Source organism: Paenibacillus sp. JT22N1 (assembly GCF_059692155.1).
This window is the reverse complement of record NZ_JCAUAW010000024.1, coordinates 70,378-88,961: the sequence shown is the minus strand read 5'-3', so window position 1 is coordinate 88,961 and position 18,584 is coordinate 70,378. Positions and strand designations below refer to the sequence as shown.

Genomic DNA, 18,584 nt, shown 5'->3' with positions numbered 1-18,584 from the left:
TGCACAGGGGAGGGACGGCAGATGCAGATACGTTATTTGGCGGGGGCTGTAAAAGTCTTTGGCATACTTGTCATCTTGTTCGGGTTTATGTATCCAGCTTCTGCTGTCCAAGCCTCATGGTTGGATCGGGTGAAAGACATCTATCAATTACCAGAGAATGTGGAACAAATTCAGAAGGACTATGAGGCAACAAAGCAGCAATTAGAGGATCAGAAGGACAAGCTTTCCGAAGCCATACGGCATTCGCAAGAAACTGAGGAACGGCTTCTTGGGCAAAACGAAACGCTTAAAAAGGAAAATGAACAATTGCAAGAACGCTTGAAGGCCATGGAACAAGTAGCCCTAGATAAAGAAAAGCGAAATCGGAAATTAACCTATATGGCTGTGACGGCTGTTTCGCTGGTTGTATTTTATTTTGTGCTGGGCCGCGTGTTTCGATTCATTGTCTGGCGGAGGCAGAAGCGCGGAATGAGATAGATGTAGTCTTACGAGGAGGTCGGTGTGTATGGAGGTATCTTTCGAGGAAGTAAGCTCACATGCAAAGATAGCCACGTTGTGCATCGAACTGGGGGAGTCTGTTCATGTGCTGCATCCGAACCAAATTGTCGCTTTTCAAGGGAAGTCTGAACAGAGAGAAGATTCGTTAATGAAGCTGCCGAGTATGTATAGGAAGAAGCGTTTTATCCAGTCACGGCTGCGTGGTCCTGCTAATGTAATGCTAGGGCTACCTGAAGGATATAGCATGGCTGTTGTACCTATAGGAGCGGATGATGATCTTCTGTATGAATTCCGACATGTTTTGTTTTACACAGAGGGAGTCAGCTACACATCTCATCTTCAAAATGTTAAGAATACACTGATTACGCAGGATCTTGTGAAAATGCAGTTTAAAGGTCCAGGCAAACTAGGTCTTCTGACTGCAGGACCGATTTACCAAATGGCATTGGATGTTAAGCAGCCCTTATATGTCGATACAAGCTGTCTTGTTGCCTATCCGCGGAATGCTCAGCTGCGTCTGTGTGTGTACGGCAATACACTGGCCAGTCAGCATATGAATTATCATTGGGAAATGACGGGGCAAGGCCATGTTCTCATGCAGCCATGTAAGCCTGATCGCAAATTGGATGAGCATATGAAAAATGACAGTTTACTGCGTCGCATTGCCAGAGAAGTACTGCCATTTGGCGGTATTTTCATCAAATAAAAAAAGGAAAGAAAAAACATTTGCATTTGACTTCGATTCCTGATATATTATTCCTTGTCGCCTCGGAGAAACGTTAGCGAGAATGACAGGCAATTAAACGATGCGGAAGTGGCTCAGCGGTAGAGCATCGCCTTGCCAAGGCGAGGGTCGCGGGTTCGATCCCCGTCTTCCGCTCCAACTAATTTGCGCCCTTAGCTCAGCTGGATAGAGTATTTGACTACGAATCAAAAGGTCGGGAGTTCGAATCTCTCAGGGCGCGCCATTTTCATAAAACGCATCGGGACGTAGCTCAGCTTGGTAGAGCACCTGCTTTGGGAGCAGGGGGTCGCATGTTCAAATCGTGTCGTCCCGATCAACAATCCCTTTATAATACGCGGGCGTAGTTTAATGGTAGAACTTCAGCCTTCCAAGCTGATCGCGCGGGTTCGATTCCCGCCGCCCGCTTACCAAAGAAAAGAGGCCACCTTCGGGTGGTCTTTTCTTTGGTAAGGCAGGGAAGAGAACCCGAATGGTTCGACCGTCCGTGAAAGCATCTTAGAATAGTCTTAGTAGGACGCGCGTCCAAATATACCACTAGTCGCTTCCATAGGAAGCATTTTAATAAGTATTTGGAGTATTCCCGCCGCCCGCTTCACAGAAAAAGACCACCTTAGGGTGGTCTTTTTCGTTTGAACGGGAAAGGAAGAGAAGCCGTATGGGTTCGACCGTCCGTGAAGATGGGGACGTTTGATCAGCTCGGAAATTATTGAAAACGTTACCAAACTGTAGTAACATTACAACACTGGTTGTTGGGGATTTTTTCAAACATGTAAAAAGACCAACGATATTTTAAGTAAATAAGGAGGGTATCTCTAATGATTGTAGGTTTAGGGGAATGGGGTTTGCATTACCGCACAATAGAAGATCATTGTAGGATTGCAAGAAAATTCGATCTTCGATACTTGGAGCTGGGAATTGGTGGGGATTTTCCTGGTCGAATTCAAAGGGACATCAGTCAACAAGAGATAAACAATCTCCAAACCTGTATAAATGACTACGGTATCAAAGCCCCATTCGTGGTTTTGGAGAACGATTTTACTTTGGTGGATTCTGAACAATTAAGAAAGATGAAAGACCGTGTAGTTCATGACATACATCTTGCTTCCCGTCTCGGTGCTTCACATGTTCGATTATTCACAGGATTCGCGCTTGCTTCTGAGATGACGGAGGAGCGTTGGACAAGTATGCTGGAGGCATTTGCCCTGATGGAGGATCTTTGCTCACAATTAGGCATGGTGATCTCCATAGAAACACACGGGCGAAATACACAAGTAAACAATGGATTCATACATGAGCATACGACATCTACGGAGTGGAAATCGTTGCAACGGTTGCTTATAGAATTGCCGTCTGCAGTTGGATTTAACTTCGATCCCGGCAATCTGAAGGCTGTTGATCCATCAAGACCGTTGATAGATTATGCTAAATTGTTGGGAAACAGAATTAACTATTGTCACCTGAAAGATTGGAAACGGATCGAAGATTATTGGGTGGCATGTGCGCCAGGCGACGACGACCTTAATTATGATGAACTGCTGAAGGAAGTACCGTTTCAAGGTTTTTATCTGATCGAATATGAACAAGTGAACGATGTCGAAGAAGGAATAGGCAGAAGCCTGAAGTATTTGCGATCTATACGTCCCGAATTACGAACGGAATAGGTAGTGTCACTTTTAAAAGCTACGAAGATTGCTCTAATCATATGAATTATAAATCGTGGAAAATCCTGGTTGACAGTATCCGCTACTAGCGTGTATGATGTGAACAACAAGTTAATAATTGTGATGGAGACAAGGAGATTCACGTAGATTGCATGCCAACGGGCATGGCAATTTATGTGTTTTTTTTCGCTCTTTTCACCCGTTTCCTCCGAAGTGAGCGAGACGGAAAATAACGAGTTACCAAAAGCGATACAGGGAAACCGATTGCCCTTAGCGTGGAAATGTAACTTTTTGAAAGAGAGGGGTATGCAATTTGGCAGTAAATGAAAGCGCTTTAAAGAGAGAAGCAACTGCAAGTGTATCAGCAAGGAAAAAGAAGTGGGAGGAGAACATATTAGCTTATTTATTTCTGGCACCTTCCTTAGTCTTGTTTGCTGCGTTCCTATTTTATCCGATGGTCAAATCTGTTTACCTGAGTATGACGCTCACGGATCCTCGCGGTAGGGTCGTTGAATTTGTCGGGCTTGATAATTTCATTGATTTACTTGCTTCGGGACAGTTTTATTCGAATTTAAAAGTGACGTTGCTGTTTATCTTGTTTACGGTACCTACCTCAATCGTATGGTCCCTATTTTTGGCAGCGATCACCCACAACAAACTGCGGGGTATGAAAATATTCCAGTTCATATTTTCTCTGCCTATCGTTATATCGGTAGGTACGGGGTCGATTATCTGGTTCTTGCTGTTCCATCCGACAGCAGGCATGCTGAATTACTTTCTAAGCATTGCACACATCGATCCGATCCCTTGGTTAACGAGTCCTTCATGGGCACTGGTTTCGATCTCACTGTTGACGGTATGGATGAATATGGGGTTTCTGTTCATTGTGCTGTCCAGTGGTCTTCAAGGGGTTCCGGAAGAAATTTATGAAAGCGCTAAAATTGACGGTTCAAGCCCGATGCGGACGTTTATCCAAATCGTTCTGCCGCTTCTGTCACCCACGATATTTTTTGCCCTTATTGTGTCAGTGATCGGCGCTTTCCAAGCCTTTGGACAAATTCATATTTTGACAAAAGGTGGTCCGATGAATTCGACCAATGTGATTGTGTATTCCATCTACCAAGACGCTTTTGTTAATTTCCGTTTCGGAATCGGCAGTGCACAGGCTTTGGTTCTCTTCGTTATTATCATGATTTTGACTGTCGTGCAGTTTAAAGTTTTAGAAAAGAAGGTGCATTATCAATGATTGCGAAAAGGATCGCACCCACCCTGAATTACTTGTTGCTAGTTGTGCTGGCCCTTGTCGTTTTGTATCCGCTGTTATTTACGGTATCCTCATCGTTTATGACAGAGAAGGAAGTTTCTAACTTCCCACCGCCATTATTTCCTTCTCAGTTGTATCTTGAGAACTTCAAGAACGCTATCTCTGGCTTTCCAATCGTGCGCTTTATCCTGAACAGTTTTATTGTATCTTCGGGGATTACGGTTAGTCAGGTTATTACGTCAAGTTTGGCCGCTTACGCTTTTTCGTTCTTGAATTTCAAAGGAAAGAAAATATTGTTCGCCGTCTTTCTTTCGACCATGATGATTCCATGGGAAGTCACCATTATTCCAAATTATTTGACCATCAAAAATTGGGGATGGATGGACAGCTACCAGGGGCTGATCGTTCCCTTTATGGCTGGGGCCTTCGGGGTTTTCCTGCTTCGCCAGTTTTTCCTTCAACTGCCTAATGAGCTGTTTGATGCAGCAAAAATTGACGGATGCGGGCATCTTAGGAATTTTTTCTCGATCGTACTTCCGCTTTCCCGTCCTGCGCTTTCTACTTTGGGGGTTTATGTCTTCCTTACGCACTGGAACCACTATTTATGGCCTCTGCTAATTACAAATAGGGCGTCCATGAGAACGGTACAAATCGGGGTTTCTATGCTGCAGCATGCTGAAGTCATGTCTTGGAATTTGATTTTGGCGGGAGTTACGATAGTTCTGCTTCCTTCGTTCCTTTTATTGGCTTTAGGTGTGAAACAATTAGTACGTGGCATTACCGCAGGTGCTGTAAAAGGTTAAGTAAGCGATGATCCGTCTGTTACCTAGCAGACTTATCATATATATGTATCCACTTTGAGCGAGGAGAGATAGAGACAATGGGGAAAAAAAGGTTAACAGCTTTAGCTTTAACGGCAACGATGGTTTTCCTATCGGCATGCAGCGTAAATATGGGGGAAAGTACAGAAAGCAAGAAACCAGAAGCAACGAAAACTGGAGCAGTTGAGGCAAGTGGACCGAAGAAAGTCGTATTCTGGCATGCGATGGGTGGAGCCAATACGAAAGTTGTTGATCAACTGGTCGCCGATTATAACGCTTCTCAGAATAAAATCAAAGTAGAAGCGGTGTATCAAGGAAATTACGACGACCTGCTTAGCAAACTGAAGGCGTCCATGGGTACAAGCGAAGGCCCTTCGGTCGTCCAGATGTATGAGATCGGCAGCCGCTTCATGATTGATTCCAAAGCCATTACACCGATGCAAAACTTCATTGATGCGGATAAATGGGATTTGTCACAGCTGGAGCCGAACATCGCCGGTTACTATACGTTAGGTGGCAAACTTTACTCGATGCCGTTCAACACGTCGAATCCGGTCCTTTACTATAATAAAGATTTGTTTAAAGCAGCCGGTCTTGATCCTGCGAAACCTCCAAAAACATTTGAGGAATTGAAAGTTGCTGCAGATGCCATTACCAAATCTGGTAAAGCTACCGGGGCAAATTTTGCGATTTATGGCTGGTTCATGGAGCAGCTCTTTGCCAATCAAGGCGCTGAATACGTAAATAACGGAAATGGTCGCACCTCTAATGCAACCCAATCGCAGGTGAACACGGAGCCAGGTGTGAAGGTACTGACTTGGTGGAAGGATCTTATCGACACCAAAGCGGCTAACAATCTGGGACGCAAAACAGACGATTCCAAAAAAGCATTTTCCGCAGGTCAGGTCGGTATGATTCTGGAATCCACAGCGGCGCTTAAGGGGCTTGTTGACAGCGCCAGCGGCAAATTCGAAGTGGGGACCAGCTTCTTGCCGAAGCCGGCAGATGCGAAAGAAGGCGGTGTTATTGTCGGCGGAGCCAGCTTATGGGTCATGAATAACCGCCCAGATGATGAGCAAAAATCCACTTGGGATTTCATCAAATTTTTGACTACACCTAAGGAGCAGGCTTACTGGCACGTCAATACGGGGTACTTCCCGATTACCAAAAAAGCCTATGACGAAGACATTGTAAAGGAAAACCTGAAAAAATTCCCTCAGTTCCAGACAGCGATTGATCAACTGCACCAAACGAAGTTGAACACAGCAACGCAGGGCGCGGTAATGGGTGTATTCCCTGAAGCAAGACAAATTGTTGAAGGGGCGATCGAAGAAGTGCTCAACAACAAGAAGACTCCGAAGGAAGCATTGGATGCAGCGGAAAAAGAGATCACTTCGAAGATTCAAACTTACAACAAAACAGTCAAATAATGATATGAAAAGGCTTGAGTTCACTAGCCGGAAAGGAAACAGGAATGCTTAGTAATAAACCAATGATTATTGCACATCGTGGGGCCAAAGGAATGGCCCCAGAAAATACGCTCGCTGCCTTCAGGCTTGGGTTAAGCCAGGGATGCGAAGGGATTGAGCTTGACGTTCATTTGACCGCTGACGAGGAAATCGTCGTGTGCCATGATATGACGTTAAATCGGACTACAAACGGGAAAGGCCTGATAGCGGAGAAAAGCTTATCGGAAATCAAAACCTATGATGCGGGTCTTTGGTTTGGCGATGAGTTCAAAGGAGAGACCGTGCCTACTTTGGACGAAGTCTTTGATCTAGTACCCGATTCCATCATGATTAACGTGGAAATCAAATACTCCTATGATGGCAGAATGGAGCATAAGATAGTTGAATTTCTGCGCAGACGTAACCGTTTGAATAATGTCATCGTTTCATCTTTCGACCATAAGTGTGTCAGAAGGATCAAACAAATGGAATCGGAAGCCAAGATCGGTCTTTTGTATCAATCCAAATTGCTTGATCCTACCGCATACGCGCGCAGTTTTGATGTGGAGGTGTACTCGCTGCATCCTTACTTTCAAATGTTGGATGCCGAGGATATGCTAAAGGCGACAGAGAGCGGGCTTTATGTCTACCCTTATACGGCAAATGAAGTAAATGATCTGCTGCATCTAACTAGGCTTGGGGTTTCGGGTATTATTACGGACTTCCCTGGAAGATTAAAAGATTTGTTGCAAACGCAGGATTCCAAGTGAAAAATTTCTATGCGAAAAGCCCCGGTTTCCGGGGCTTTACCTTTCATTTTATCTTAGGAATGGGGACATGAAATGAGTCTTCTTGTTTTGGAGAAACTAGGGATGGCGCTGTTATTAGGTCTGTTGATCGGGATTGACCGTCAACTCAAGCATAAACCATTGGGTATGAAAACAAGTATGGTGATTTCGGTGGCGAGCTGCTTAATCACTATTGTATCGATAGGAGCTGTTCAAAAGTACTCCATCCCTGGATATACGAATATGGATCCTATGAGGCTAGCGGCTCAAATCATTAGCGGGGTAGGCTTTATTGGGGCTGGCGTTATTTTAAGACGAGGTAATGAAATTATTTCGGGACTTACGACCGCGGCATTGGTATGGGCGGCTTCCGCTCTTGGTATCGCAACGGGAGCAGGATTTTATCAAGAAGCGACTATAGCTGTTATTCTTATTATTTTCGCAATCAATCTGTTTCCGATCTTTATCAAGCTGCTTGGCCCACAAAAGCTGAGGGAGAAGGACTTGGCGATCAATATTATATTCAGTCCTGAAGGGGACATGTCCACGCTTATCGATCAAATCAGCGCAGAATACATGAAGGTGAAGCATATCAAAATCAAGGACTTGAACGAGAACCAACAAATTCAGTTGGTCATTTCCACGGCAGACAAACATCGTACGACAACGGTTTACACCAAAATCAAGAAGATCAAATATGTACTCGCTGCCGAAGTTGAAACGATAAGCAATTAATACGAGAGACTATACCATGGAAACTATTACCACTATACAATACTTGAAACTAATAGACTAACTATGCTAGTCTAAAATAGACAAAAAATGCCGAATCTCGGAGCAGCAAAAGCTCTGGTACGGGGGACTTCTTTACTTGGGGTGAATGAATGCTCAGCTGTTTAATAAACTGAGCGCGCTAGGGAAACCTCTTCCCGAACCCGTCAACTAACCTCGGAGGCTTCAAGGAGGAACAATTTTTGAAACTTTTTACCAAAAGCTTTATTTGTTCATGCGCACTTGTTTGTGCGGCAGTATCTCTGTTTTCAGCTCCCTCGGTTCAAGCCGCATCATCTACATCCACTGTGAAAGTCCAGGTCAACGATGAGTTGATTCAGTTCCCAGAAGTACAGCCATTTATTGACAACGCAGGAACGCTGCAAGTTCCTCTGCGAGTACTCTCTGAGAAATTGGGTTATCAAGTAGGCTGGGCGAAGCAAGAAAGCGACATCGTGGTCACGTTGAAGAACAAGCAGCAGACGATTCAACTGACAACCGACGAGAAGCAAGCGATTGTGAACAGCAAGAAGATTAGTCTGGAAAGCAGTCCAACGCTTTATCAAGGTAATACGTATGTACCCTTTCGTTTCATCACTGAAACATTCGGTTCTCCGATTGAGTGGAATGAAGCGAATCGTATCGCGATTGTGAATGTCGATGGCAAGTCGCACAAACCAGCCTGGATTGCACCGCCACCAGCACCAGCTCCAAAGGTAGCAGCGGTAGCTAAACCATCCGTGTCTGCTCAAATCGTGCAAACAGCAAATACGTTCATGGGGACGCCATACGTTTGGGGAGGCACAACACCCAGTGGGTTTGATTGCTCCGGATTTGTGCGCTATCTGTACGAAGCTAAAGGTATTGATCTACCCAGAACTTCAGTCCAAATGTACGATGAAGCAGGAACCAGGGTTATGGACTTGAAGGCTGGAGATCTTGTGTTTTTTGCTTCAGGCAGTGTAAATCATGTTGGTATTTATCTGGGAAATGATCAATTCATTTCGTCGACAACGTCTAGAGGCGTAAGGATAGATAGTCTCGCCAGTTCATACTGGGGATCTAGATATGTGGGAGCCAAAAGAGTTCTGTAAATAAGCCATGTGATGAAAAAGGATTAAATCATCGAACATTTGTTTTCTATGAATCTTTCGAATGAAAGCATAGAAGGCAGATGTTCTTTTTTTACGCGAAATATTGCGATTTTTATCGAAATTTTATGGTTTTTAGCCTATAATGAAGAAATGTTTGGAAGAAAGCAGGTGACACGAACGCATGCAATTAAGTGTCTGGAAAAGTTGGTTTTATAAAAAAAGACATTCGAATAATGCAAATAGCATGTATATCGTGGAAAAAGGTCCTGCCATACCAGAAGAGATTCGGGGAGTCATTGATCGATTTTTTCTTACGTATAATCATTTCAAAGGGGCAAGAAGTCTACAGACGGATACGTTTATAAAAGAAGTCTTTTACGCAACGAAACAGGATGCGAAGGATCAAAGGACAATTGAAGAGATGGAAGCCTATATTCAGCAGAAAAATGTGCATCGCTTGCGATTGAAATCCTTTGTTGTTGATGAGTATCTTAGTATCGGCGAGAAGGTTTGCATGATTGGTGTGACAAGGGAATTCAGTAATAATCAGAGAAATCGCGTACTTTATTTTCTAATAAAAGAGGATCAGTCTTGGCGCTTTCATCATATTGCTAGGTCTCACCATGGGAAAGTTCTAGATAAGTTTCAAGTGAATGAGCAAACGGGGTTCGTGGTTGGAAATGAAAAAGCCGCTCTCCTCTTTCTGACACACTCCGCGTCTGCCGATGCATCCACCTTTATATTGGGTGATTATGTGCATGTGGAAGGTTATTTGGAAGTGGAGAAAGAGGTGAGCAGCCAACTGTATTACCGAATCGTACGAATGAATCGCGTGCACTAAAAGCGAAGTGAGACCCGATAAAGCTGTGGATCCCACTGGATCTGTCCGCCTAAGGATTCAATAATAGCTCGTAAGGGCATATAAATATGACCATCTAGTATGGTAGGTGCTTCAGGGAGTACGACCGATTGCCCATTCACAGTCATCACGGAATGATCCGGCCGAAGCGCAAGATTAGTAGAACCATGATGAACAGTTAAGGTACGGGTTGTCCCGTTCCATTCGAATTTGGCACCGACTCTTTCTAGAATGCCCCGAAAGGGTACCATACTTGTTTCTTGCAATAAATACCCTCGGAACTCATTTACGAATTGTCCATTTACCTCTAATTGGATTTGTGGATGATCTAGACGTTCCACCACAAGTGCATTGCTCAGCGCCCGACCCGGACTTCGCAGCATGGAGCCGTTCGCATACAGAGATGAACTTGCACCACCATCCATATTCATCGCATCCGTTAAACCTAGCTTTAGAAGAACTTGGGCCATATCCGCCATCGTAGCTGCGGAGAGTGTCCCCATGACAAACTGATGGGAAGCGTCTAACCCAATGAAGCTGCGTACGTTCGCACTCGTTGTGATTTTGGGATCGGTAAAGCCATCCCGGTTGACATCCAAATCAAAAGCGCCATTCGTAAGCAGATGCGGTCCTGCTCCAATAGCAGCATCAACCGCTGTAAGCATGGCGCTTGCTCCGGTATCTTGATTATGGAGAGATGAAGTCAGCTTCACCGTATCGCCAATATGAATATTAGGCAGCACGTAGGTCTTATTGTTGGCACTATTTCCGAGTAGAAACACTTGCCCATCTTCGGGAATATCGACACTCTGCGTCGTAACGGCTGTAACTTTGCCCTCGCGGAGAACAACTTTGGTTGAGTTAGGAAAGTCGATCGTCGGCCCAAAAGCGCGCGTGTACCAGACGACTTGATCATTGGCGGAATCACCGTAATATTTGTTCACACCCCAAGCAGTGAATGTGTAGGCTTTGCTCTGATGAGTAACGCTTATTTGGTGTTCCGTTTGGATCCGTTGTAAGCTAGCGGTTTTGTCAGCGTGAACGAGAAAGGCAGGATTAATGCCTGAGTGCATGATTTCACCGGAGCCGATGAGCAAACCATTCGGGTAGCGCTGGGTATCATCCTTTTCATAGGCGTCAAAAAAAGTCCCATTGATCCCTGCAATTGCATGGTTCCTCGTTAACATGGAGGAGAAGGACTCATCATGACCGATGCCGTTCTCAGCCGTTACAGGCTTAACACGCAAGTAGGGATCGGTGAGATCCACGGTGACCCATTCCACAGTAAACGACTTGCCATTATGAGCAATCGTTCGGCTTTGTGTTTGAACGGTACCTTGTGCTGAAGTAGATGATGGGAAGATAACGGCTGCCGAGAGCAGACAGCTGAGCATCGCGGTGTAAGTAAGAGTGCGGAAACGCGCAAGTGGCATGGCAGCTATCATCCTTTCTGAATTTACTTCTTTTTTAATTCGCGCAGTGAGTAGAACGTTCCTCTCCAATTGATGCCACCTTGTTTCCAAGTTAACCAAACGGAGCGGACGATCGTATAGAGGAGCAGGGAAGCGCTGATAGGGAGCAGGAAAGCTTCATCCCCGCGTTTGCTCATGAGGCGGAACATTAGCTTGCGGTATAGCCATATTTGTAAAATGACAGCGACAGCATAGGCGGCACCTCTCCAGTCCCAAAGGAAGATCAGACCGAGCCAAGGGAATATAAAAAAGATAAGTTGACCCAGACAAGCGAGTAAAGCAATGGTGTAGCTGTAGCGAAAGCCGGAGAAAAGGTTTTTCTCCAGACCGATGATCGCTTCTTTGAGAGAACGGTACCATTCGACTTGAAGGATGTGTTTGCCGGACAGAACCTTTTGCCTAAATCCAGCTCGTTTGAGGGAGATGCCTAATTGAAGGTCATCATCAGGTCTTAAGGCGATCGATTTGTGCGTGCCAATCATTTCATAAGCGCTGCGGCTGACCATGTTGAAGGCTCCGATTCCGATGCCCGGTTCACGGGCGCTGTCAAGGTTAGCACGCCACGGGCGAACGAATAAGGAAAAAGAGAAGAGGAAGAAATGAACGAAACCTCTGAGCAGTGTGTTTCGTGCGACCATGTTAGGGGTCAGCGTGAGGTGCTGTACGTCATTTTCCTTCATATAAGTAACCGCATCTGAAATCGTTCCTGGTGCAAAGATAATATCCGCATCTGTAAAAAGTAAATATTGGCCTCTCGCTTGCTGATACCCTTGGTAGAGGGCATGGTTTTTGCCAAGCCAGCCTTCTGGCAGAGAGGTGATGTGAATGATTTGCAGCGGTGTTTGAATATCCGTTTTGTGCTTTGACCACTTCCGCAGCTCTTCAAGCCGGACGCCGGTAGCGTCCTGAGAGCGGTCATTGACGGCAATGATTTCGAGGCGTGGATAATTTTGCGAGAGAAGATGTCGGACGGTTTCTAGGATGGTACTCTCCTCTTCTTTGGCGGCAATAATGACCGAAACGAGTGGAGGCTTGTCAGGGAGCTTCGTTGATTTGGGCAGAGTATGCAGTAGATGTATGCCTTTATGCACATCGAATGTGATATAAAGCCAGTAGAGGAGGGTCAGGAGCGCGATAATTCCTAGGGTGGACATGGTGTGCCTCCTTAAAGTTTTGCTAGTAAAACTTGCATCGTAAGCGTAATCTTGAAAGAATAAGAGTTGACCGCATTATATCATTCATCAGGAGTGAGGGGAAATTTTGCTGGATGCGTGTTAAGGGAGGATCTGATGGGGGAAGAACGGGTTGAACCGCGGGAGCAGTATTGGAAAAAGATGAATGGCGAACAGTTGGCCATCTTTCTCAAGGCGATTGGGAAAAAGTCTGTGATGAAGCCGGATTCGTTGGCTTTTATATGTATAGGAACAGATCGATCTACAGGTGATTCACTGGGCCCGCTTGTAGGGAGTAAACTTGTTGAACTGGGGTATCCGCATGTGATAGGAACACTTGAAGCACCTTGTGATGCTAGTAACTTGGCAGTGCGTTTGCAGGAAATTCCTCAAGGCTGTGTGGTGATAGCAATAGATGCTTGTTTGGGTCAAAAGCTGTCTGTGGGCATGTATCAGGTGTCTAATCAGCCTTTGGCTCCGGGGAAATCAGTAGGGAAGGTGCTGCCTCAAGTTGGAGATTATACGATCGCGGCTATCGTCAATGCAGACGGGCCTAGACAGTATAGTGTTCTACAAACGACATCGCTGTACAGCGTGTTGAAGATGGCAGATGAAGTGACGACGGCAATCGAGCATGCTTTTCCCATTTAGAAGGCAGCTTAGGTAAGAACGGAGAGATGATTAGTGGGACCAGGTGGTATGGGGCGGCTTTCCGATAGGAATCGGCCAAAAGCGAAGTTAAAGGATGTTTCGGTAAAAAGGATTTGGCGGTTGTTCAAGGGGTATTGGGGACAACTGCTGGCGATTATAGGATTGGCGCTGTTTGCAGCCTTGATTGGTCTAATCCCGCCTCTTGTTATGAAAGAAATTATTGATAAAGCGATTCCGCAGGGCAATATGAAGATTCTGGCAGGGATGGCGCTGCTCATGATTGTACTTCCAGTTCTAAGCGGTGTACTTGGGGTGTGGCAAAATCATCTCAATACCAAAGTAACCCAGGGGGTTATTCGGGATTTAGGGCAATCCTTATTTCATAATTTGCAGCGGCAATCGATGGCATTCTTTACGGATGCTCGGTCGGGGGAAATTGTTCAGCGGATCACGGGGGACGTTCAGGCTGTGCAAAGTGTCGTGACTTCGCTGGTTGTGTCCTCGATCACCCAGATTGTCATTGTTGTTTCGACCATTGGTATTTTGTTTGCCCTTGATTGGAAGCTGGCCATTATCTCTGTACTTATTCTTCCGCTGTTTGTGCTGCCTGTAAAAAAAGTATCCAAGCTTCGAAAGGAGCTGCGTACGGAAACACAGAAGGTTCGTTCAGATATTACTTCGCAGCTCAGTGAAAACTTCGGAATCTCCGGTGCTTTGTTGACGCGTATTTTCGGCAGGGAGAAGCAGCAGGAAATCGAGTTTACGGCCATGAACCAGAAAGTTATGGATTTGGAGCTGCGGCTGAATCTGATTGGTCGCTGGTTCGGGATGGCGACGAACACGCTGGGGCCGTTAGGCACAGCGATTATTTATATGTACGGAGGCTACTCCGTCATATCCGGCAGCATGACGTTGGGCTCGATCGTCGCCTTCGCGGCGTATCTTGGCCGGTTGTACATGCCTGTAGGTATGCTGCTGAACCTACATGTCGAGGTGGCCACGGCGCTTGGCGTATTCCAGCGCATCTTCGAGTACCAGGACATGGTGCCGGATGTCATGGATGCTGAGGGGGCACGACCGCTTGGCCAGGTCGAGGGGCGTGTGGCTTATAAGCAGGTTTCCTTTGCTTATAAGCCAGGGCAGTACGCGTTGCGAGACGTAACGTTCGAGGCGCAGCCAGGTGAGATGGTCGCGCTCGTCGGGCCAAGCGGCGCGGGGAAATCGACGCTGATCGGCATGATCGCGCGGCTGTACGACTCGACGTCGGGTGTCGTCGAGGTCGATGGCGTGAACGTCCGCGACGTTCAGCTGGCTTCGCTGCGCGCGCAGATCGCGTACGTGACGCAGGAGTCGTTTCTGTTCCACGCGACGATTGGCGACAACCTGCGCTTCGCGCGGGAGGACGCTACGCGTGAGGAGATGGAGGCCTCGTGTCGGCAGGCCTACATCCACGATTTTATCGTGTCGCTTCCCGAAGGGTACGACACGATGGTGGGAGAGCGCGGCCACCGGCTCTCCGGCGGCGAGCGCCAGCGGATCGCGATTGCCCGCGCGATCCTGAAGCGCCCGCGCATCCTCATCCTCGATGAGGCGACGTCGCACTTGGACTCGGAGTCCGAGTCCTATGTGCAGGCGGCGCTCGAGGAGCTGATGCAAGGGCGCACGACGCTGGTGATCGCGCACCGGCTCTCCACGGTGCTGGCCGCCGATCACATTCTGGTGATCGAAGCGGGCGGCGTCGTGGAGCGGGGCACGCACAGCGAGCTGCTTGCACTGGATGGGCTGTACGCGCGGCTGTACAGCACGCAGTTCGCTCACGCTGCTGACGAGTAGCTGTACGCGGCGGTTTTGATAATTCATGGTAAGGGGCTGTCCCAAGAATAGATAAATATTCTAGAGGGGCTAGCCTCTTCTTCATGGATAGGCATCCATTTTCCAGAGGTAGGTTCCACTTAGAGGAACGTAGATTCGCTATTTACGTGAAATTAGCTCTAATTCAAGCCAACGCGGAACGTAGAGACACTATTCCGTTATTTTTACCTTCAAATAGATTAATTTCATCGAATAGCGCTCTTACGTTCCGCGAATTCAAATTTTAGCGCATTTAATCCAAAATAGCGGATTGTCGTTCCGTTGGCATTATTTTAGAGTCCCCTATTAATATTCTGTTACATGGGAAGAAACAATTAAAGAATAACGGCTCGACGTCAGGGGAATAAGATTAACAATGGTGTCACGGCTTATGGAAGTAAAAGGAGTCTCATTTGATGAACAAGAGAAAGAAAGCTATAGTTCGAATATCTTGACAAACCCTTCTGTAACTAATATTATTACAGTATAAAAATGAATAGGGGACGTAAAACATGAAATGTAAAATTAATCGAAATGCAGCTAAGGTTTTAAAAAATATGTTGAGCAGTGAAGAAGCTGAAGGGAAGATGATTCGTGTATTTATTACGCTGAATCATGGAGAGCACGCGCATTATGATGTGAAGCTTGATACACCTACTGAACATGATGAAATCGTAGAAACAGACAAAGACATTAAAATTTTACTAGATAAACGAGAAAACCTTTTAGATGGGGTTTGGATTCAATATTTTCATGTACCTGAAGATGGTTTTTTCATAACGAACCCTTCAACAGGATTTCTTGAAAAATAAGTGCACACTCGCTTAAAAAATCTCAGATTGTTGAGAACCCCCATGTTTTCTAAACGTGGGTTATTTTTATATTCATAGGGCAGCAAGCCGGCTGCTTCTGTTAAACTAAAGAAAAGTTGAAATGATCATGGGGGTATTTTAATGAGTCAACGCTATCGAATTACAAGAGAATTTCAGGAAAAGGACAATTTGGCGAAAACAATATCTTTGGAAGAGTGCAAACTGTATTTTACGTCCAAACCTGATTTTTCCTATACATCCGTGTTTACGGTAACAGGCTCTACTAGCATGTCTATTGAGGGAGATTTTTTCATGTGGAGCTATGGCGATATAAAGATCCCATTCCGGCATTATCAGGGAGATATTTACGTATCCGGCACCAATGAAGCCGTCATCCCCAAGATGATTGAGGTTGCGAGCGAATTGGGGGCGGATGTGCTGGAAGGGTAATTATTGGGGCGTTTCAGCTAGTCTTGAAGGCTGATGAAGGTGGAGTTTGGGGAGATCCATTCGAGAGCCTAACCATAGATAGGGGATCAGTCGTCGTTAGTGATAACGGATGATCAAGGCAATTTAAAAATAACAAAAGGAAATAGAGGAAGAAAAGAACTAGTGAGATTAATGGATTTTAATTTAAATGATATGTAATTTGGTGCTTGAAGGATAATAAGAGTTGAATAACAATAACGAGGCTGCCGAAGGATGATCCTATGGCAGCCTTTGCTCACCAAAGAGATAGCGTGACGTCGACATTTTATTTTTTTGGCAGCATCATGAGAGATTGGGCGTGACGTTGGATCTCGGAAGCCTTTAATGGACCACCATGCCCCATGTAGAATTTTTCGATTCCCGAATCAAGCAGGCGGGTCAATTCACGGGCTACTGAGTGCGGGTCATCTTCGAATGGTGGACGTATGGCATGTTTGGTTCTTACGATACCACCTAACAAAATTCCTGAGGCGACAAGGTCACCGACCAAAGCTTCATTAGAAGCAAGTTCTATGGAGACAGAGCCAGCTGTGTGTCCAGGTGTGTGCTTAACCATCCCTGGAATTCCATATTGGTCCAAGTCGATAACATCATGTTTTGTAAGCAAAATATCCGGTTCAAAGCCGCTATACGGCTCGAGCATTAGTGGTGTCTTGATAAATATACGGCCAAACCAACCGGTTGGGCAAAAAGTCATTGGCGTCTCCCGGTTAAAATGTTTAGCATCCCCCTCGTGAGCCAATATCGGTGCTCCTGATAGCTCACGAATAATTGCTGCACTTCCGGCGTGATCTACATGCGCATGGGTCACGACGATGAGCTTGATGTCTTTGAATGTAAGTCTTTCCTTAGCTAAGGCCTTTTTAATTTTATTCTCAGACCCGGGTAGTCCCGCATCGACAAGAATGCATCCGTCAGGGCCCACAAGTAAGTGGGAGTTTACCATGTGCATGGGGAGGATTGGAATGCGGACGATTTTTACAGTGTTCATAATTTCATTGTCCTCTCTGGTGGCTTAGGCGAGAAAATATCGAACCGAACCGTCCGGTTCGTTTTTATGGTACTCTAATACTTAGTTAAATGCAAGAGAAATGTTACAATGTATTTCAAATGCTATTTAGGATGTATGGGGGACTGAAAAATGCGTAAAGATGAAAAAACACGACAACACATCATTATAAAATCCGCTGAATTATTTAATCAAAAAGGATATGCCGGGTCATCGATACAAGACATTATAGAGGCTACAGGATTAACAAAAGGAGGGATTTATCGAAGATTCTCTAACAAAGATGAAATCGCGGTGGAAGCGTTTGAATATGCGGGGCAGGTGTTGATGGAACAATTATCGTCAGCCATTAATAATGCAGATACAGCGATAGACAAAATAATGGCTGTATGTAATGTGCATATTGATCCAGTGAACAATCCCCCAATAATAGGCGGGTGTCCTTTGCTGAATACGGCAGTTGAAAGCGATGATACCTTTCCGATACTGCGTGATAAAGCCTTAGCCGCGTATGAGGAGATGAAAAGCCTCGTCGAAGGTATTTTAAAACATGGGATAGCAGTTGAAGAATTCCGATCAGATATAGATGTTGATTCAATATCATCATTTATCGTTTCTTCACTCGAAGGCAGTGTGATGGCAAGCAGATTGAGCAGAGACAGTAAACATGTAGGGTTTGTTATGCAACAACTTCGGGTTCTACTGAACACATATATAAAGATTTAATTTAAGCAACGGAGAGGATTGTTTAATAAATTTATAACCTTTAATTATTAAAAGTAGTATCGTAAAATTACCGTAACTGTAATAAATGGAGGAAACAATCGTGGTTACAATTGAGGATTTTATGAAATTAGATATCCGTGTCGGTACTGTAATTAAAGCAGAGCCTTTTCCGGAAGCACGAAAACCTGCAATAAAATTAGAAATCGATTTTGGTGAGTTTGGTATTAAACGTTCCTCTGCTCAGATTACACAAAGATATGAATCCGAACAACTTATTGGACGTCAAGTTATCGCCGTAATGAATTTTCCTGTTAGACGCATCGCAGGTTTTAAATCTGAGGTGTTGGTAATCGGCGGTGTTCCAGCAGAAGGTGATGTGGTTCTCTTACAACCAGATGAACCTGTTAAAAACGGTACACCAGTTGCATGAGCATCAGTGGATACAACAAGCTA

At 45.4% G+C, this 18,584-nt stretch carries 19 protein-coding genes, 4 tRNA genes and 1 riboswitch; of the genes, 20 read left to right on the top strand and 3 right to left on the bottom strand.

Going from position 1 to position 18,584, the window contains the following annotated elements; translation table 11 throughout:
- Window positions 1-21 precede the first annotated feature (21 nt).
- From AC58UU_RS33190 to AC58UU_RS33125, 14 genes are all read left to right on the top strand, one after another.
- Window positions 22-477 (top strand): hypothetical protein, encoded by a 456-nt coding sequence (locus tag AC58UU_RS33190; protein ID WP_497321806.1) that lies wholly within the window; start codon window positions 22-24, stop codon window positions 475-477.
- A 28-nt stretch (window positions 478-505) separates the two neighbouring features.
- Entirely contained in the window at window positions 506-1,204 is a 699-nt protein-coding gene (locus AC58UU_RS33185; RefSeq protein ID WP_497321805.1) for an AIM24 family protein, read from the top strand.
- 102 nt (window positions 1,205-1,306) lie between these two features.
- A tRNA-Gly gene (locus tag AC58UU_RS33180) sits at window positions 1,307-1,381 on the top strand.
- An 8-nt stretch (window positions 1,382-1,389) separates the two neighbouring features.
- Window positions 1,390-1,466, top strand: a tRNA-Arg gene (locus AC58UU_RS33175).
- Window positions 1,467-1,482: 16 nt separating this feature from the next.
- Window positions 1,483-1,556 (top strand) — tRNA-Pro (locus AC58UU_RS33170).
- A gap of 21 nt (window positions 1,557-1,577) precedes the next feature.
- Window positions 1,578-1,648, top strand: a tRNA-Gly gene (locus AC58UU_RS33165).
- A gap of 410 nt (window positions 1,649-2,058) precedes the next feature.
- On the top strand, window positions 2,059-2,904 hold the full coding sequence (locus tag AC58UU_RS33160; RefSeq protein ID WP_497321804.1) for a sugar phosphate isomerase/epimerase family protein: 846 nt from the start codon (window positions 2,059-2,061) through the stop codon (window positions 2,902-2,904).
- A gap of 391 nt (window positions 2,905-3,295) precedes the next feature.
- Window positions 3,296-4,150: a carbohydrate ABC transporter permease gene (locus AC58UU_RS33155; protein ID WP_376768219.1), complete on the top strand. Its 855-nt coding sequence runs from the start codon at window positions 3,296-3,298 to the stop codon at window positions 4,148-4,150.
- On the top strand, window positions 4,147-4,971 hold the full coding sequence (locus AC58UU_RS33150; RefSeq protein WP_029197894.1) for a carbohydrate ABC transporter permease: 825 nt from the start codon (window positions 4,147-4,149) through the stop codon (window positions 4,969-4,971). Before AC58UU_RS33155 ends, AC58UU_RS33150 begins: the two co-directional genes overlap by 4 nt.
- A 77-nt stretch (window positions 4,972-5,048) precedes the next feature.
- Window positions 5,049-6,419 (top strand): ABC transporter substrate-binding protein, encoded by a 1,371-nt coding sequence (locus tag AC58UU_RS33145; RefSeq protein ID WP_497321803.1) that lies wholly within the window; start codon window positions 5,049-5,051, stop codon window positions 6,417-6,419.
- Between the two features lie 44 nt (window positions 6,420-6,463).
- A complete protein-coding gene (locus AC58UU_RS33140; RefSeq protein WP_497321802.1) occupies window positions 6,464-7,207 on the top strand; it encodes a glycerophosphodiester phosphodiesterase in 744 nt (247 codons plus the stop codon).
- Window positions 7,208-7,279: 72 nt separating this feature from the next.
- Window positions 7,280-7,960 (top strand): MgtC/SapB family protein, encoded by a 681-nt coding sequence (locus AC58UU_RS33135; RefSeq protein WP_497321801.1) that lies wholly within the window; start codon window positions 7,280-7,282, stop codon window positions 7,958-7,960.
- 78 nt (window positions 7,961-8,038) lie between these two features.
- Window positions 8,039-8,197, top strand: a riboswitch (cyclic di-AMP (ydaO/yuaA leader).
- Window positions 8,198-8,199: 2 nt separating this feature from the next.
- The gene (locus AC58UU_RS33130) at window positions 8,200-9,090 is read left to right on the top strand and encodes a C40 family peptidase (RefSeq protein WP_497321800.1); all 891 of its coding nucleotides are present in this window, start codon (window positions 8,200-8,202) and stop codon (window positions 9,088-9,090) included.
- 181 nt (window positions 9,091-9,271) lie between these two features.
- A complete protein-coding gene (locus AC58UU_RS33125) occupies window positions 9,272-9,931 on the top strand; it encodes a hypothetical protein (protein WP_497321799.1) in 660 nt (219 codons plus the stop codon).
- On the opposite strand, the gene AC58UU_RS33120 is transcribed toward AC58UU_RS33125, so the two are convergent.
- Both AC58UU_RS33120 and AC58UU_RS33115 read right to left on the bottom strand, forming a co-directional pair.
- Window positions 9,928-11,382 carry a stalk domain-containing protein gene (locus AC58UU_RS33120; protein WP_497321798.1) on the bottom strand — a complete coding sequence of 485 codons (1,455 nt, stop codon included), beginning with the start codon at window positions 11,380-11,382 and terminating at the stop codon, window positions 9,928-9,930. The genes AC58UU_RS33125 and AC58UU_RS33120 overlap by 4 nt on opposite strands.
- 23 nt (window positions 11,383-11,405) lie before the next feature.
- A complete protein-coding gene (locus AC58UU_RS33115; protein ID WP_497321797.1) occupies window positions 11,406-12,575 on the bottom strand; it encodes a glycosyltransferase family 2 protein in 1,170 nt (389 codons plus the stop codon).
- Between the two features lie 135 nt (window positions 12,576-12,710).
- Here AC58UU_RS33115 and yyaC point away from each other — a divergent pair, with 135 nt between their 5' ends.
- From yyaC to AC58UU_RS33095, 4 genes are all read left to right on the top strand, one after another.
- A complete protein-coding gene (gene yyaC, locus AC58UU_RS33110) occupies window positions 12,711-13,244 on the top strand; it encodes a spore protease YyaC (protein ID WP_497321796.1) in 534 nt (177 codons plus the stop codon).
- Window positions 13,245-13,292: 48 nt separating this feature from the next.
- Window positions 13,293-15,077 carry an ABC transporter ATP-binding protein gene (locus tag AC58UU_RS33105; RefSeq protein WP_497321795.1) on the top strand — a complete coding sequence of 595 codons (1,785 nt, stop codon included), beginning with the start codon at window positions 13,293-13,295 and terminating at the stop codon, window positions 15,075-15,077.
- Between the two features lie 530 nt (window positions 15,078-15,607).
- On the top strand, window positions 15,608-15,907 hold the full coding sequence (locus AC58UU_RS33100; protein ID WP_171647946.1) for an iron-sulfur cluster assembly accessory protein: 300 nt from the start codon (window positions 15,608-15,610) through the stop codon (window positions 15,905-15,907).
- Between the two features lie 141 nt (window positions 15,908-16,048).
- Window positions 16,049-16,357 (top strand): hypothetical protein, encoded by a 309-nt coding sequence (locus AC58UU_RS33095; RefSeq protein WP_497321794.1) that lies wholly within the window; start codon window positions 16,049-16,051, stop codon window positions 16,355-16,357.
- Window positions 16,358-16,661: 304 nt separating this feature from the next.
- On the opposite strand, the gene AC58UU_RS33090 is transcribed toward AC58UU_RS33095, so the two are convergent.
- Window positions 16,662-17,387, bottom strand: coding sequence for an MBL fold metallo-hydrolase (locus AC58UU_RS33090; protein WP_497321793.1), 726 nt, complete (start codon window positions 17,385-17,387; stop codon window positions 16,662-16,664).
- 150 nt (window positions 17,388-17,537) lie between these two features.
- Here AC58UU_RS33090 and AC58UU_RS33085 point away from each other — a divergent pair, with 150 nt between their 5' ends.
- On the top strand, window positions 17,538-18,131 hold the full coding sequence (locus AC58UU_RS33085; protein WP_497321792.1) for a TetR/AcrR family transcriptional regulator: 594 nt from the start codon (window positions 17,538-17,540) through the stop codon (window positions 18,129-18,131).
- 100 nt (window positions 18,132-18,231) lie between these two features.
- Window positions 18,232-18,561 carry a chaperone CsaA gene (gene csaA, locus AC58UU_RS33080; protein ID WP_497321791.1) on the top strand — a complete coding sequence of 110 codons (330 nt, stop codon included), beginning with the start codon at window positions 18,232-18,234 and terminating at the stop codon, window positions 18,559-18,561.
- Window positions 18,562-18,584: the final 23 nt, after the last annotated feature.

Bases quoted from the DNA above. Each gene is read 5' to 3' on its own strand.
- AC58UU_RS33190 (WP_497321806.1), top strand. From the start codon at position 22: ATGCAGATACGTTATTTGGCGGGGGCTGTAAAAGTCTTTGGCATACTT.
- AC58UU_RS33185 (WP_497321805.1), top strand. From the start codon at position 506: ATGGAGGTATCTTTCGAGGAAGTAAGCTCACATGCAAAGATAGCCACG.
- AC58UU_RS33160 (WP_497321804.1), top strand. From the start codon at position 2,059: ATGATTGTAGGTTTAGGGGAATGGGGTTTGCATTACCGCACAATAGAA.
- AC58UU_RS33150 (WP_029197894.1), top strand. From the start codon at position 4,147: ATGATTGCGAAAAGGATCGCACCCACCCTGAATTACTTGTTGCTAGTT.
- AC58UU_RS33145 (WP_497321803.1), top strand. From the start codon at position 5,049: ATGGGGAAAAAAAGGTTAACAGCTTTAGCTTTAACGGCAACGATGGTT.
- AC58UU_RS33140 (WP_497321802.1), top strand. From the start codon at position 6,464: ATGCTTAGTAATAAACCAATGATTATTGCACATCGTGGGGCCAAAGGA.
- AC58UU_RS33135 (WP_497321801.1), top strand. From the start codon at position 7,280: ATGAGTCTTCTTGTTTTGGAGAAACTAGGGATGGCGCTGTTATTAGGT.
- AC58UU_RS33125 (WP_497321799.1), top strand. From the start codon at position 9,272: ATGCAATTAAGTGTCTGGAAAAGTTGGTTTTATAAAAAAAGACATTCG.
- AC58UU_RS33120 (WP_497321798.1), bottom strand. From the start codon at position 11,382: ATGCCACTTGCGCGTTTCCGCACTCTTACTTACACCGCGATGCTCAGC.
- AC58UU_RS33115 (WP_497321797.1), bottom strand. From the start codon at position 12,575: ATGTCCACCCTAGGAATTATCGCGCTCCTGACCCTCCTCTACTGGCTT.
- yyaC (WP_497321796.1), top strand. From the start codon at position 12,711: ATGGGGGAAGAACGGGTTGAACCGCGGGAGCAGTATTGGAAAAAGATG.
- AC58UU_RS33105 (WP_497321795.1), top strand. From the start codon at position 13,293: ATGGGGCGGCTTTCCGATAGGAATCGGCCAAAAGCGAAGTTAAAGGAT.
- AC58UU_RS33100 (WP_171647946.1), top strand. From the start codon at position 15,608: ATGAAATGTAAAATTAATCGAAATGCAGCTAAGGTTTTAAAAAATATG.
- AC58UU_RS33095 (WP_497321794.1), top strand. From the start codon at position 16,049: ATGAGTCAACGCTATCGAATTACAAGAGAATTTCAGGAAAAGGACAAT.
- AC58UU_RS33090 (WP_497321793.1), bottom strand. From the start codon at position 17,387: ATGAACACTGTAAAAATCGTCCGCATTCCAATCCTCCCCATGCACATG.
- AC58UU_RS33085 (WP_497321792.1), top strand. From the start codon at position 17,538: ATGCGTAAAGATGAAAAAACACGACAACACATCATTATAAAATCCGCT.